Source organism: Streptomyces sp. CB02923 (assembly GCF_001905005.1).
Taxonomy (GTDB): Bacteria; Actinomycetota; Actinomycetes; order Streptomycetales; family Streptomycetaceae; genus Streptomyces.
In genome coordinates this window covers 684,934-699,577 of record NZ_LWKZ01000025.1, presented here as the reverse complement: position 1 = coordinate 699,577, position 14,644 = coordinate 684,934, and the positions used below count along the sequence as shown (strand labels likewise).

Annotated in this window: 10 protein-coding genes, 1 tRNA gene and 1 pseudogene; 5 read left to right on the top strand and 7 right to left on the bottom strand. The window is 69.5% G+C overall.

Annotated elements, in window-relative coordinates:
- Nucleotides 1-11: 11 nt before the first annotated feature.
- Both grpE and dnaK read right to left on the bottom strand, forming a co-directional pair.
- On the bottom strand, nucleotides 12-674 hold the full coding sequence (grpE, locus tag A6A06_RS31305; protein WP_073765708.1) for a nucleotide exchange factor GrpE: 663 nt from the start codon (nucleotides 672-674) through the stop codon (nucleotides 12-14).
- Nucleotides 671-2,542, bottom strand: coding sequence for a molecular chaperone DnaK (gene dnaK, locus A6A06_RS31300; protein ID WP_073765706.1), 1,872 nt, complete (start codon nucleotides 2,540-2,542; stop codon nucleotides 671-673). Before dnaK ends, grpE begins: the two co-directional genes overlap by 4 nt.
- Nucleotides 2,543-2,891: 349 nt before the next feature.
- Between dnaK and A6A06_RS31295 the strand changes: the two genes are divergently transcribed.
- The 4 genes from A6A06_RS31295 to A6A06_RS31280 all read left to right on the top strand — a co-directional run bounded on the left by A6A06_RS31295 (nucleotide 2,892) and on the right by A6A06_RS31280 (nucleotide 9,024).
- Entirely contained in the window at nucleotides 2,892-5,156 is a 2,265-nt protein-coding gene (locus A6A06_RS31295; RefSeq protein ID WP_073765704.1) for a (Fe-S)-binding protein, read from the top strand.
- Nucleotides 5,157-5,482: 326 nt separating this feature from the next.
- On the top strand, nucleotides 5,483-6,298 hold the full coding sequence (locus A6A06_RS31290) for a trypsin-like serine peptidase (RefSeq protein ID WP_073765702.1): 816 nt from the start codon (nucleotides 5,483-5,485) through the stop codon (nucleotides 6,296-6,298).
- A 171-nt stretch (nucleotides 6,299-6,469) separates the two neighbouring features.
- Nucleotides 6,470-7,498, top strand: a complete 1,029-nt coding sequence (locus A6A06_RS31285) for an AraC family transcriptional regulator (RefSeq protein ID WP_242441032.1) — start codon at nucleotides 6,470-6,472, stop codon at nucleotides 7,496-7,498.
- Between the two features lie 500 nt (nucleotides 7,499-7,998).
- A complete protein-coding gene (locus tag A6A06_RS31280) occupies nucleotides 7,999-9,024 on the top strand; it encodes a Yip1 family protein (protein ID WP_073765700.1) in 1,026 nt (341 codons plus the stop codon).
- A 162-nt stretch (nucleotides 9,025-9,186) separates the two neighbouring features.
- On the opposite strand, the gene A6A06_RS31275 is transcribed toward A6A06_RS31280, so the two are convergent.
- The 3 genes from A6A06_RS31275 to dcd all read right to left on the bottom strand — a co-directional run bounded on the left by A6A06_RS31275 (nucleotide 9,187) and on the right by dcd (nucleotide 12,163).
- Nucleotides 9,187-10,719 (bottom strand): ricin-type beta-trefoil lectin domain protein, encoded by a 1,533-nt coding sequence (locus tag A6A06_RS31275; RefSeq protein WP_079194463.1) that lies wholly within the window; start codon nucleotides 10,717-10,719, stop codon nucleotides 9,187-9,189.
- 354 nt (nucleotides 10,720-11,073) lie between these two features.
- On the bottom strand, nucleotides 11,074-11,571 hold the full coding sequence (locus tag A6A06_RS31270; RefSeq protein WP_073765696.1) for a phosphoribosyltransferase: 498 nt from the start codon (nucleotides 11,569-11,571) through the stop codon (nucleotides 11,074-11,076).
- Between the two features lie 16 nt (nucleotides 11,572-11,587).
- The gene (gene dcd / locus A6A06_RS31265; RefSeq protein ID WP_073765694.1) at nucleotides 11,588-12,163 is read right to left on the bottom strand and encodes a dCTP deaminase; all 576 of its coding nucleotides are present in this window, start codon (nucleotides 12,161-12,163) and stop codon (nucleotides 11,588-11,590) included.
- 799 nt (nucleotides 12,164-12,962) lie between these two features.
- On the opposite strand from dcd, the gene A6A06_RS31260 reads away from it, so the two are divergent.
- Nucleotides 12,963-13,036 (top strand) — tRNA-Gly (locus A6A06_RS31260).
- Nucleotides 13,037-13,598: 562 nt separating this feature from the next.
- Here the strand turns inward: A6A06_RS31260 and A6A06_RS42280 are convergent.
- Both A6A06_RS42280 and A6A06_RS43200 read right to left on the bottom strand, forming a co-directional pair.
- The gene (locus A6A06_RS42280) at nucleotides 13,599-13,874 is read right to left on the bottom strand and encodes a hypothetical protein (protein WP_199931312.1); all 276 of its coding nucleotides are present in this window, start codon (nucleotides 13,872-13,874) and stop codon (nucleotides 13,599-13,601) included.
- A 168-nt stretch (nucleotides 13,875-14,042) separates the two neighbouring features.
- Nucleotides 14,043-14,186 (bottom strand): annotated as a pseudogene (locus A6A06_RS43200) (helix-turn-helix domain-containing protein); the annotation flags it as partial.
- Nucleotides 14,187-14,644: the final 458 nt, after the last annotated feature.

Below are 14,644 nucleotides of genomic sequence, written 5' to 3'. Positions count from 1 at the left end.
CCGCCGCCGCGTCAGCCCTCGTCCGGGCCACCGCTCTCCTCGTCCGAAGCCTTGGCGTCGTCCTCCGAGGCGGCCTTGCCGGGCTGCGCGCCCGGCTGCGGCTCGGCGACGGCGACCCGCGCGGGGCGGATCGTTCGTTCACCGATGCGATACCCGGGCTGGAGGATGGCGACGCACGTGGTCTCCGTGACATCCGGAGCGTAGGAGTGCATCAGGGCCTCGTGGATCGTCGGGTCGAAGGGCTCGCCCTCCTTGCCGAACTGCTGGAGGCCCAGCTTCGCGGCCACCGTCTCCAGCGACTCGGCCACCGACTTGAAGCCGCCGAGCAGCTCGCCGTGCTCCCGGGCCCGGCCGATGTCGTCGAGCACGGGCAGCAGCTCGGTGAGCAGATTCGCCGCGGCGATCTCCTTCACCGACACCCGGTCCCGCTCCACCCGGCGACGGTAGTTCTGGTACTCCGCCTGGAGCCGCTGGAGGTCCGCGGTGCGCTCGTTGAGCGCGGTACGCACCTGGTCCAGCTGCGCCGTGGCGGCTACGTCCTGGCTCGTTTCCCCGGCCGGGGCCGAGCCCGCCGTGTCGGCGGACTCGGCCTGCGCCGCGTCATCAGGGGTCTGTGCGGCTTCGGCGGGGACGTCGGGCTTCTTCTCCTCGAAGCCCGGAGTCTCCTCCGTCACGCGGCACCGTCCTTCTTGGGCTTCTCGTCGTCGACGATCTCGGCGTCGACCACGTCGTCCTCGGGCTTGGCCTGCTGACCGCCCGCGGCACCGGCGGCACCGGCACCGGCGGCGCCCTCGGCACCACCCGCGGCCTGCGCGTCGGCGTACATGGCCTGGCCCAGCTTCTGGCTGACCGCGGCGACCTTCTCGGTCGCGGTGCGGATCTCGGCCGTGTCCTCGCCCTTGAGCTTCTCCTTCAGCTCACCGACGGCGGTCTCGACCTCGGTCTTCACCTCGGCGGGGACCTTCTCCTCGTTGTCCTTGAGGAACTTCTCCGTCTGGTAGACGAGCTGCTCGCCCTGGTTGCGGGACTCCGCGGCCTCGCGGCGGCGGTGGTCCTCGTCCGCGTACTGCTCGGCCTCCTGGCGCATCCGGTCGACCTCGTCCTTCGGCAGCGAGGAGCCACCGGTGACGGTCATCTTCTGCTCCTTGCCGGTGCCGAGGTCCTTCGCCGCGACGTGCATGATGCCGTTCGCGTCGATGTCGAAGGTGACCTCGATCTGCGGCACGCCGCGCGGGGCCGGGGGCAGACCGGTCAGCTCGAACATGCCGAGCTTCTTGTTGTACGCCGCGATCTCGCGCTCGCCCTGGTAGACCTGGATCTGCACGGAGGGCTGGTTGTCCTCGGCGGTGGTGAAGATCTCCGAGCGCTTGGTCGGGATCGTCGTGTTCCGCTCGATGAGCTTGGTCATGATGCCGCCCTTGGTCTCGATACCGAGGGACAGCGGGGTGACGTCCAGCAGGAGGACGTCCTTGACCTCACCCTTGAGGACACCGGCCTGCAGCGACGCGCCGATGGCGACGACCTCGTCCGGGTTGACGCCCTTGTTGGCGTCCTTGCCGCCGGTCAGCTCCTTGACCAGCTCGGCGACGGCCGGCATACGGGTCGAGCCGCCGACCAGGACCACGTGGTCGATCTCGGACAGCTCGATGCCGGCGTCCTTGATGACGTTGTGGAACGGGGTCTTGCAGCGCTCCAGGAGGTCCTGGGTGAGCTGCTGGAACTGCGCCCGGGTGAGCTTCTCGTCCAGGTGCAGCGGGCCCTCGGCGGAGGCGGTGATGTAGGGCAGGTTGATCGTCGTCTCGGTGGACGACGACAGCTCGATCTTCGCCTTCTCCGCGGCCTCGCGCAGGCGCTGGAGCGCCATCTTGTCCTTGGACAGGTCGACGCCGTGGCCGTTGTTGAACTGCTTGACCAGGTAGTCGACGACGCGCTGGTCCCAGTCGTCACCACCGAGGTGGTTGTCACCGTTGGTCGCCTTGACCTCGACGACACCGTCGCCGATCTCCAGCAGCGAGACGTCGAAGGTACCGCCACCGAGGTCGAAGACCAGGATGGTCTGGTCGTCCTTCTCCAGGCCGTAGGCCAGGGCCGCGGCGGTGGGCTCGTTGACGATACGCAGGACGTTCAGGCCCGCGATCTCGCCGGCCTCCTTGGTGGCCTGGCGCTCGGAGTCGTTGAAGTAGGCCGGAACGGTGATGACCGCGTCCGCGACCTTCTCGCCGAGGTAGGCCTCCGCGTCCCGCTTGAGCTTCTGCAGGATGAAGGCGCTCATCTGCTGCGGGTTGAAGTCCTTGCCGTCCAGGTTGACCTTCCAGTCAGTGCCCATGTGGCGCTTGACCGAACGGATCGTCCTGTCGACGTTGGTGACCGCCTGGCGCTTCGCGACCTCGCCGACCAGCACCTCGCCATTCTTGGCGAAGGCGACGACGGACGGCGTGGTCCTGGCGCCCTCGGCGTTGGTGATGACGGTGGGCTCACCGCCTTCGAGAACACTGACGACGGAGTTCGTCGTGCCCAGGTCGATGCCGACCGCACGTGCCATTTCGATTCCTCCATGACTTGAGTGGAACAGGCTCAAGCGTGCAGCACGTCCGCCAGCCTGTCAATTGACCTGAGCCAGCCCCACTCAACTTTTATGTCGGTCTTACCGTCACTCCCACTTCGGAGGACGCGGGGCGGGGTGGGAAGGGTTGCCTGCGCGACACAGATCACCGGCCGGGCGGCTTCATGGCGCCCGGGATACTGGGTAACCTCAGCGCAGACCTGAAAAGTTACTGCTTAGTAATCGCTGTAGTCCTTGTACCGCCGGACTCCGCGTACCCCTCGTATGTACGCGCAGCCCCTCAAGTATTCCCCGTAACCTCCGCACCCGCAGGCCCGAGGAGCCACCCATGCAACTCGCCGCGATCATCGTGTCGCTGGTCCTAATCGCGGTCGGCGTCGCACTGTTCGGCCGTGCCATCCTGCAGATCGTCCGCACGATGCGGCTCGGCCAGCCCGTACCCGCCGGCACCCGGACCGACGACCCGACGCAACGCACGGTCACGGTGGTCAAGGAGTTCCTCGGCCACACCCGGATGAACCGCTGGGGCATCGTGGGCGTGGCGCACTGGTTCGTGGCGGTGGGCTTCTTCTCGCTGCTGCTGACGATCGTCAACGCCATCGGCCAGCTCTTCAAGGCCGACTGGCTGCTGCCCGTCATCGGCGAGTGGGCGCCGTACAACGTCTTCGTCGAGTTCATCGGCACCATGACGGTGCTCGGCATCCTGCTGCTGATCGTCATCCGGCAGCTCAGCAAGCCCGGCAAGGCCGGCCGCAAGTCCCGCTTCACCGGCTCCAACTTCGGCCAGGCGTACTTCGTCGAGGCGGTCATCCTGATCGTCGGCGTCTGCATCTTCATGCTGCACGCGCTGGAGGGCGCCCAGCACCACCTGGACGGCTACGAGGCCTCGTTCTTCATCTCGTACCCGGTGATCTCGTGGCTGGAGGGCATGGACGTCTCGACGCTCCAGAACCTCACCTACTTCTTCGCCGGCCTGAAGATCGCGACGTCGTTCATCTGGATGATCACGGTCGCGCTCAAGACCGACATGGGCGTGGCCTGGCACCGCTTCCTCGCCTTCCCGAACATCTGGTTCAAGCGCGAGTCCAGCGGCGACGTCGCGCTCGGCGCGCTCCAGCCGATGACCAGCGCGGGCAAGCCGATCGACTTCGAGGACCCGGGCGAGGACGACCAGTTCGGCGTCTCCCAGGTCGAGCACTTCTCCTGGAAGGGCCTGCTCGACTTCTCCACCTGCACCGAGTGCGGCCGCTGCCAGTCGCAGTGCCCCGCCTGGAACACCGGCAAGCCGCTGTCCCCGAAGCTGATGATCATGGCGCTGCGCGACCACGCGCACGCCAAGGCCCCGTACCTGCTCGCCGGCGGCGGCAAGGACGAGGAAGGCACCGAGAAGGCGACCGCCGCCCAGCTCAAGGACGTGCCCGCGGACGCGCTCGCCGAGGCGGAGCGCCCGCTGATCGGCACCCTGGAGGAGAACGGCGTCATCGACCCGGACGTCCTGTGGTCCTGCACCACCTGCGGCGCCTGCGTCGAGCAGTGCCCGGTCGACATCGAGCACATCGACCACATCGTCGACATGCGCCGCTACCAGGTCATGATCGAGTCCAGCTTCCCCAGCGAGGCCGGCACGATGCTGAAGAACCTGGAGAAGAAGGGCAACCCCTGGGGCCTGGCCAAGAAGCAGCGCCTGGCCTGGGCCAAGGAGGTCGACTTCGAGGTCCCGGTCGTCGGCAAGGACGTCGAGGACCTCACCGAGGTCGACTACCTGTACTGGGTCGGCTGCGCGGGTGCCCTGGAGGACCGCGCCAAGAAGACCACCAAGGCGTTCGCCGAACTGCTGCACATCGCCGGCGTGAAGTTCGCGATCATGGGCGGTGACGAGGCGTGCACCGGCGACTCGGCCCGCCGCCTGGGCAACGAGTTCCTCTTCCAGCAGCTCGGCCAGCAGAACGTCGAGATGCTCAACACGGCGTTCGGTGAGGACGCGGAGGAGGGGGTGACCGTCCCCAAGGCCAAGAAGAAGATCGTCGCGACCTGCCCGCACTGCTTCAACACGATCGCGAACGAGTACCCGCAGCTCGGCGGCGAGTACGAGGTCATCCACCACACCCAGCTGCTCCAGCACCTGATCGACGAGGGCAAGCTGGTCCCCGTCACCCCGGTCGAGGGCCTGATCACCTACCACGACCCCTGCTACCTGGGCCGCCACAACAAGGTCTACACACCGCCGCGCGAGATCATCGCCAAGGTGCCGGGCCTGCGGAACGAGGAGATGCACCGCCACAAGGAGCGCGGCTTCTGCTGCGGCGCGGGCGGCGCGCGCATGTGGATGGAGGAGCGGATCGGCAAGCGCATCAACAACGAGCGCGTCGACGAGGCCCTGTCCCTCAACCCGGACATCGTCTCCACCGCCTGCCCGTTCTGCCTGGTCATGCTGACCGACTCGGTCAACGGCAAGAAGAACGACGGCAAGGCGAAGGAGTCCGTCCAGGTCGTCGACGTGGCCCAGCTGCTGCTGGACTCCGTACGGACCCCGGTCGACCCGGCGGGCGAGGACGCCCCGGCGGACGCCCCGGAGCCGGAGCCGGTCAAGTAGCCCGGCCTCCCCGTTCGGCCCACGGCCGGTCCCGCTTTCCGGCGGGGCCGGCCGTGGGCGTTTCGGGGGGCGGTCGCGGTACGACGCACCGGTCACGTAACGACGTACCGCGCCCGTAGCGACGCGCCGCCCGCGTCGCGACGTACCGCCCACGTAGCGACGTACCGCCCGCGTAACGACGTACTGCCGCGTCACGTCGCACCGCATCCGTAACGACGCACCGTCCACGTCACGACGTACCGTCCACGTCACATCGCACCGTCCACGTCACGACGTACCGAAGTCGTCGCGACGTGCCGGGTCCGTCACGACGTACCGTCCTGTACATGAGACCCGCTGCTTCCGCCGCCCTCGCCGCGGCCGCCGTGCTCACCGCACTCGTCACGCTGACCGGGTGCGGCACGTCGCAGGCGGCGGATCCCGCGCAGCCCTCCGCCCGGCCCTTCGAGGGCCTCCCCTTCGTCGGCGTCCTGATCGCCGACGGAGACCACCACTGCACCGCGAGCGTCATCGACAGCCCGAAGGGCAACATGCTCGCCACCGCGGCGCACTGCGTGCACTTCCAGGACGAGGACGCGTCCGACGGGTACGAACCGGGCGCGATCACCGGCGACCTCCGGTTCGCGCCGCGCTTCTCCGGGGACGGCGAGGGGGACGGCTCGTTCCCGTACGGGAAGTGGAAGGTCAGCGGCGTTCACGTGCCCACGGCGTGGCGCGAGGAAGACGACGACAGCGGCGACTACGCCTTCCTGACCGTCGAACCGGACGCCCAGGGCCGCAGCGTGCAGGAGGTCGTCGGCGCCGCCACCCCCGACTGGTCCTCCGGACCCCGCCGCCACGTCACCGTCGTCGGCTACCCCAACGAGGCCTACAACCCCGGGAACCGCCCGGTCACCTGCACCACGGACACCCGCCGCGACGACGACGAGCCGTACATGGTCGCGATGAGATGCGGCGGTTTCCACGACGGCACCAGCGGCGGCCCCTGGCTCGCCGACCACCACGACGCCCGCCGCCCCGGCCGCCTGATCGGCGTGCTGAGCGGCGGCGACACCGACGCCGACTCGACAGCCGTCCTGTTCGGCAAGGGGGCCCGGGAGCTGTACGAGCGGGTGGCGCGGGGCCCGGCGAAAACGTCCTGATCGGTCCCCCGAAGCGGAGCACGCCGTACCAAGTCCATGTGCAGCGCACCGGATGCGGATGACGCCCGCCGGACGGCTGTGGGATGCACATATGGTTTCCCCGTGCGCAGGTGAGGCGGCCTGAACCGGACGGACGGTTCTGTCTGCCCGGGGGAGAGGGTCGTACTGAACATGTCTGCGGAGCCGGGGGCCGCCACCCCGCCCGTGCCGTCCGTGCCGTCCGTGCCGTCCGTGCTGTCCCTGCGGACGGCGGACCTGGACGAGGCGCGGTGGGCGATCGGTGAGACGTTCTACGCCAGCCACATCGACCGGCTGTCCCGTGAGGACGACGTGGGCGCGTCCTTCGACGTCGTACGGCTGGGGGCGGTCACCGTCGGCGAGGTGGGGTTCGGCAGCGAAGTGCGGCTGCGGTTCGGCGAGCTGGGCGCGTACCACGTGGACGTGCCGCTGAGCGGCAGCATCCAGTGGCGGCAGGGGGCGCGGGAGGCGGAGACCACCACGCCGGACCGGGCCGGCGTGTTCCAGCCGGACGGGGTCACCACCATCGACCGGTGGAGCGGCGGGTGCCGGCTACTCGCGGTGAAGATCCGTACGGCGGACTTGGAGCAGCATCTGGAGCAGCTGCTCGGCCGCCCCGTGCGGACCCCGGTGCGCTTCGCCCCCGGCCTCGACGTGACCCGCGGGGCGGGCCTCAGCTGGGCCCGGCTGGTCCGGACGGCCGTACGGGACGTCCAGGACGCGGGCGGGCTGATGCACCAGCCGCTGGTGTCGGCGCCGCTGCAAGAGGCGCTGCTGAGCGGGCTGTTGCTGGCCGCCGAGCACCCGCACCGCGAGGAGCTGGCCCAGCCGTCGGCTCCGGCGGCGCCGTCCTACCGTCCGGCGCCCGTGAAGCGCGCGGTGGACGCCATCCAGGGGCGGCCCGAGCACCCCTTCGACACCGCGGAGCTGGCCGCCGTCGCGCGGGTCAGCGTGCGGTGGCTCCAGGAGGGCTTCCGCAGGCACGTCGGTATGTCGCCGATGGCGTACCTGCGCGACGTACGGCTGAGCCGCGTACGGGACGAACTGCGGCGGGCGGGGCCCGGCGAGCTGAGTGTGGGCGAGGCGGCGTACCGGTGGGGTTTCGTGCATCTCGGAAGGTTCGCGCGCAGTTACCGGGAGCGGTTCGGGGAGACGCCCTCGCAGACGCTGCACGCGCCGTGAGAGGGCGGCGGCGAACACGCAGCGTGATCCGGATACCGGCTGCGCAGAATGGATCATGCCGCCGCTCCCGCACCGCTACGGTCTGGGGTGCCAGGGTCGAGTCGGCGACGCCGATGCGATCGTCCGTCCGTGAATGCCGACGGCGGTGTTCACCGGTGGGCCGGCCCCTGGATGACCGGCCGGTATCCCCCCGTAACCGTGGCCGGACCCCCGCCCGTGAGGCGTCGGACGACGATGATCCGATGCTTCACGGGCCGGTGGAACGGCCGGCGCGACCCGCTCCCGAGCCCGCCCGTCCCGCCTCCCGGGCCCGCCCGTCCCGCCTCCCGGGGCGCCCCCGCACACCCACAGGCCGCACCCGCAACACCGCATCCCCTCGGGGGCCCGCCTCCGCTCCCCTAGGGGATGTCACAGGTCGGCAGCAAAGCCGCCCCGGGCCCCCGGGCCCGGCCACGCGGCCGCCGAGACCAGGTACGTTCGTCGACGTGGCTGGATTCAGGATGGGTCGCGGACGGGACACCCGTTCCGCGCAACAGGGGCAGCAGCAGGGGCAGCAGGCTCCGTACGGGCAGCAGGGACAGCCGTACGGGCAGCAGCCCCCGTCTCCGCACGGGCAGCAGTGGCAGCAGCAGCAACCGCACCGGCCGCCGCAGCCCCCGCAGCCGTACGGCGGCCCGCAGCCCGCAGGCCGGCACGGCGGCGACGGACACGGCGAGCCCGAGTACTTCGGTGACGGCGGCTACCAGCCGCAGCAGCAGTCCTACGCCCCGTACGCCAACGACAACAGTCCGGGCCACACCCAGCAGTTCAGCGTCGGCGACGCCCCGGACGCGTACGGCCCGCCCGGCGGACAGCCGAACGGCCGGTACGACAACGGCGGGTACACCCAGGGCGGCCCCGGCGGCCCCGGCGGCCCGTACGGCGACGACGGTTACGCCGACGGCGGCACCTACCGCGCGGGCCAGGCCACGGCCCCGCCGCCCGGCCCCCGCCTGCACTGGAAGCAGCTGCTGACCGGCCTGGTCACCCGCCCGAACCCGACGTTCTGGCAGATGCGCGACCACCCGGTCTGGGGCCCGGCCCTGATCGTCACCTTCGTCTACGGCCTGCTCGCGGTCTTCGGCTTCGACACGGCCCGCGAGGACGTGCTGAACGCCACGCTCTCCAACAGCATCCCGTGGGTGCTGATCACTGCCGTGATGTTCGTCATCGGCGGGCTGATCCTGGGCGCGGTCACCCACACCCTCGCCCGCCAGCTCGGCGGGGACGGCGCCTGGCAGCCGACCGTCGGCCTGTCCATGCTGATCATGTCGATCACGGACGCGCCGCGGCTGCTCTTCGCGATGTTCCTGGGCGGCGACAGCACGCTGGTGCAGGTCATCGGCTGGGCCACCTGGCTGGCCGCGGGCGCGCTCTTCACCTCGATGGTGAGCAAGTCGCACGATCTGCCGTGGCCCAAGGCGCTGGGCGCCTCCGCGATCCAGCTGGTCGCGCTGCTCGCCCTGGTCAAGCTGGGCACGCTCTAGCCGTACGCCCACGCCACTCACAGAAGGCCCCGCTCCGGGTGGAGCGGGGCCTTCCGCGTACCGTTCGGTCCCTGCCGGAACCCTTGCCGGAGGAGCCACCCTGTTCCTACCGGAGCCATCCGGTCCCTGCCGGAACCCCAGGCCCCCGCCGACGCCCGTCCGCTACGCGAACCGCTGCGCCGCCGACCCGTCGCACTTCTGCAGCCGTACCGCGTCCTTGGCCGAGCCCAGCGTCAGGCACAGTCCCGGCGCGGCCGCCGGCCGGACCGATCCGCTCGCGGTGTCCTTCGTGAACTGCTGGTTGGCCGCGCCCGAGCAGTTCCACAGCACCAGGCCGGCCCCGGGCTCGTACCTGGCGCCCGGCACGTCCAGGCACCGGTCCTGCGTCAGCCCCACGTGTACGGAGCGGCGCTCCGCGTCGTGCCACCAGCCCTGGTTGCGCTGCCCGTTGCAGTCCCAGCCCACGACCGCCGTACCGTTACTGCTGCTCGCGCCCTTGGCGTCCGCGCAGCTGCCCGTACCGGCGTTCTTCAGCGGCTTGTACACGTCGTCCCAGGCGAGCGGGAACAGCTTCGGCTGCCCGGTGCTCGCGAGGTCGGCGCAGGACGCCTCGCGCCGGTCCGACGCGTACAGCTGCGTGAGGCAGGAGGCGAAGGCGCCGTGGCCGCGCACGTTCGGGTGGAAGGACTGCCGTACGGAGTTGGCGTCCGGCGGGAAGGGGTTCGTCAGGTCCACGTGCAGCCCGCGGGCCCACGCGTCCTCCATGCACACCTCGTGCCCGTGGAAGAGCCGCGAGTTGTCGAGGTACCTCGCGCCGGTGTCCGCCGCGACCTTCCGCATCCCCTTCTCGAAGGCGGGTACGGCCGTGTTCCGGCCCCACGCCGCGTCGGAGGTGTGGCCCGTGCACCCGCCCGGAATCTTGCCCGGGAAGTTCGGATTGTCTTCGATATCCGGTCCGATCGGGCTCGGATAGCCCATCACGACCAGCTGGTAGTCGCCGTCCGCGTACCCCGCGTCGCGCATCACGGTCCGCACATCGCGCACACTCTGCTCGACCTTGGGCACCAGCGCGTCGACACGGCCCTGCCACCCCGGCTGATACTTGGGCTCACAGGTGCCCTGCAAGGTGAACCAGCGGACGACGCAGTCCGTCATCACCGGTCCGAACTGCAAGTCGTCGTTGGCCCCGGCGACCAGCAGCACCAGCTTCAGCCGGGTGTTCCTGGCCTTGACCGCCAGGTTGTCGCTCTGCACCAGCTCGTCGGCGTACTGCTTGGTCCCGCCGATGTTGATGTTCCCCGTGGCCGCACCGGAACAGGCGACGTTGTACGTCACGTCCGCCGGTATCCCGGTCCGGTGGATGGCGGCGTCCGGCGAGCGGTGGCACCAGTTGTCGGGCCCGTTCGTCCCCGGCTCGTACGACCCCACGCCCTCGCCCGCTATCTCGCTGTCGCCCAGCGAGATCAGCGAGGACTTGCGCTGCGCGGCCGGCCGCTCGGCGGCGTCCCCGTACAGCTTCACGGCCTCGGCCGCCCGGATCTTCTCCAGCTCGGGCGGCAGCGGCCTGGCCGCCGCGGAGCCCGCCGGTGCGGCCACCGCCGTACCGGCGCCCACCCCCGCGACCCCGCCCGCTCCGCCGAACCCCACCGCCAACGCCGCTGCGACGGCCAACAGCCGCCCCGCTCTCGCACGCACCCTTGGGCCTCCCCTCCGGTCTGCTGTCACCGCCGGTTTCTACTCGGAGGTAGTGCAAGGTGGAACAGCCGGAACGGGATTGGCCCGAATTCACAGGCCGCCCTCCAAACACCGCACGAGTCCGTCGCCCCGTCGGCCCGTCGCCCCCGGAGACAGCAAGAAGCGCACCGGGCCCGTCACTGCCCCGATGCGCTTCCCCGTCCGACCGCCGGGCCGGACTCCGATCCTCACCGCCCCCGGACGGCTCCGTCACCGCCCCCGGACGGCCCACGGGCCGCACGCGGCGGACCCCCCTTGGTGGACCGCCCTCGGTGGATCGCCCTCGATGGACCACCCTCGGCGGACCGCCCTCACTCAGGCGTCGAGAATCTGCCCCTCACGGCGTACCACCGGCGGCTCGACACTCCACGGGAAGTTGATCCACTCGTCCGTGCGCTTCCACACGTACTCGCACTTCACCAGCGAGTGCGACTTCTCATAGATCACCGCGCTGCGGACCTCGGCCACCGTCCCCAGGCAGAAGTCGTGCACCAGCTTCAGCGTCTTGCCGGTGTCGGCCACGTCGTCCGCGATCAGGACCTTCTTGTCCGAGAAGTCGATCGCGTTCGGCACGGGCGCCAGCATGACCGGCATCTCCAGCGTCGTACCGACCCCGGTGTAGAACTCCACGTTCACCAGGTGGATGTTCTTGCAGTCCAGCGCGTACGCCAGGCCGCCGGCCACGAAGACGCCGCCGCGCGCGATCGACAGCACGATGTCGGGCTCGTACCCGTCGTCGGCGATCGTCTGCGCCAGGTCCCGGATCGCGCCGCCGAAGCGCTCGTACGTCAGGTTCTCCCGCACACCACTCACTGGTTCTCTCGCACCCTCAGACCTGTGTCCGATGAAAATTCTTGAACGACCGCGAAGGCGTCGGCCCCCGCTGGCCCTGATACCGCGAGCCGTACTTCGCGGAGCCGTACGGATGCTCGGCCGGCGAAGACAGCCGGAACATGCACAGCTGCCCGATCTTCATACCGGGCCACAGCTTTATCGGCAGCGTCGCCACATTGCTCAGCTCCAGCGTGACGTGACCGCTGAAACCCGGGTCGATGAACCCGGCCGTCGAGTGCGTCAGCAGCCCCAGCCGGCCCAGCGAGCTCTTCCCCTCCAACCGCGACGCCAGATTGTCGGGCAGCGTGATGACCTCGTACGTCGAGGCGAGCACGAACTCACCGGGGTGCAGGATGAACGCCTCGTCCCCCTCCGGCACCACCTCGCGCGTCAGATCCTGCTGCTCCACCGCGGGGTCGATGTGCGGGTACCGGTGATTCTCGAACACCCGGAAGTACCGGTCGAGGCGCACATCGATACTCGACGGCTGCACCATCGACTCGTCGTAGGGATCGATGCGGACCCGGCCCGCGTCGATCTCGGTCCGGATGTCCTTGTCTGAGAGAAGCACGCACCGAGGATACGCGCCCAGCCGCCCCCACCCCGCACACCACCGCCCCCTCAGACCTCTCCGAGGACCGCCCCACCCCTCCCGAGGACCGGCCCGCCCACTCCCGAGGACCGGCCCGCCCGCTCCCAAGGACCGGCCCGCCTGCTCCCAAGGACCGGCCCGCCTGCTCCCAAGGACCGGCCTCACCCCACTCCCGAGGACCGGCCCGCCTGCGCCCAAGGGCCGCCCCCACCTACGCCGAGGACGGGGCCCCGTCTCCACTTACGCCGAGGGCCCGGCCCCCGTCTCCGGGGACCGGGCCCTCGCCCGGACATCTCACAGCCGCTCCACCGGCTGCCGTCCGCTTCGCCTCTCCACCCGGCCCCCCACTGGACCGCCGCCCCACGGCGTACGGTCAGGGCCCGGCGGCCTCGACCTCAGCGCTTCCCGCCCGCCACCGGCACCGAATGCCGCAGCCGCGCACAGCGCGGGCACCGCAGCAGCCGGCCGGGGCCGAGCCGGTCCGTGGTCTGCATGGGAAACGAAGCGGTGCTGAACACGTGCCCTTCGGCACAACGTACGACGGTGCGCTCCATCAAGTCCCTCTCCCAAGTGCGTGGACAACAAAAGCCACATTAGGGGATGAACTGGGCGCAGCCGAAAGCGGCACTCCGCGCCCCCACCGTACGCCCCAACTCCCGCACCCCCACCCGCAACCCACCCCACCCACACGACCGGCCCCCACGGCCAAACGCACCGGGGGCCAACGATGGGGTAGAGTGTGCGACGCTGCATCGCCCTCACTACGGGCGGCGCTCAAGCGGGTGTAGTTTAATGGTAGAACATGAGCTTCCCAAGCTCAGAGCGCGGGTTCGATTCCCGTCACCCGCTCCATAACGAAGTCCCAGGTCAGCGGCCTGGGACTTGTTTGTTGTCTAGACCAATTCGGGACCGCGTGCCATTCGCGTGCCACAAGGCGACGATCAGCGCACCGAGTTGACGGTCATAGCTCTCATTCGAGAGCTATGACCTCCCGTCATCTCGAATCGGGAGACGCACTTTCATGACCCGCGCCACACTCCACCGGGTGACCTGCAACGGTGCATCCGCACATACTCCTGGCGCTGCCGCGCCCGGACGGCGAAGGCCGGGCCAACTGATCGTCGACCTGGCCGCTGGTTGCCAGTTCTGACCTACGCCGGGACGGGCTCCCCCAGGATTCCGCACATCGCTGCCAAATTACGAGGGGTTATCGAGAACGCGCGCAATCGGAATCACAGACGGATAGAGGCTTCATAGGCAGGCGGCAGAATTGCAGGAATCTCGCACCAGCCGCGGTCGGCTTGATGCGGTCTCCAAATGCCCACTGTCGCCGTCAAGGTCGCCGGGTTGCCGGCCGGGATGGACTGAGCGCAGAAGCTGCCATCACTGGTTATCGATGAGTAATGGGGCAGGTCTACTGGCAGCCGTTCTCGTCGTCATCCGCTTCGCGCTGTTCTATCGCGGCTGCCTCACGCAAGGTACGAGGGATGAACCACTCCACGAACGCCGCGTCGCCTTCGGCTTCAGTAACAACGATGCCGTGGGCACGTGCCCGCTCATCGGTGTCCGATCCAGGCAAGCCGATGCTGACCAGAAGATGCCGTATATCCTCAGACAGCGACTTGGGACTTGGGACTTGGGACTTGGGACTTGAAGGCTTGCGGCGCAGGGGCGCCATCTCATCGGGCACACCTGCGGACCTTAGTGGTCCGTTCCGGAAGTCCTTCGGGGGTCGGTCAAGCTGCGAGTGCGGCGGAGGGTTCTTACTGGTGATCGGCGGTGTGCCGGTCGGCGGCCTTCTTGCCCCGGTGGGAGGAGCCGTTGCCGACGATCCAGAACACGCACTTGGCGCTGGCGTAGGGCTCGCCGTCAGGCCGGCGAGGCCGTGTTCGGCGAACCGGCCTCGCCAGGTCCGCACGGTGTCCAGATGAAGGCCAGTCTCCCGGGCGATCCGTACGTTGGAGTGGCCGCGTGCCGCGCAGAGCACGATCTGAGCACGCATACGGGCCTGGTAAAGAGTTTTGTGTCCGCGGGCGGTCTTCTTCAGCCGGTGCCTTTGTGAAGCGGTCAGTGCGATCGTGCGGGCGACGGGCAAGGCAGGCTGCCAAAGTCTCAATCAGGGGTGCGAATGGATGCCGGTCAGTGTTGTCCGACCGGTTGGGGGCCGGTACCAGCCTCTGGCACCCGGCCCTCCCGTTGCAGGGCACGACTGCGAGGGCGGAGATCCCACCACCAGTACGCAGGCACCGGTAGGGAGAAGTCCTCAAATCGCTCGCCTACTAGAGGAACAAGCAGCAACGGCAACGACCGGCTCGACGCTCAAGAGAAGAAACCCAACGAACCAGCCTCGCGGCGACGCGTCTCAAAGCTCTCGGGTCCTCGCCTCACTCGTCCAGGTGACGGACCAGTCCACCGGCCGCACCGCTCCGGATTACGGGCGTTGGAGGCAGACCGCCTTCA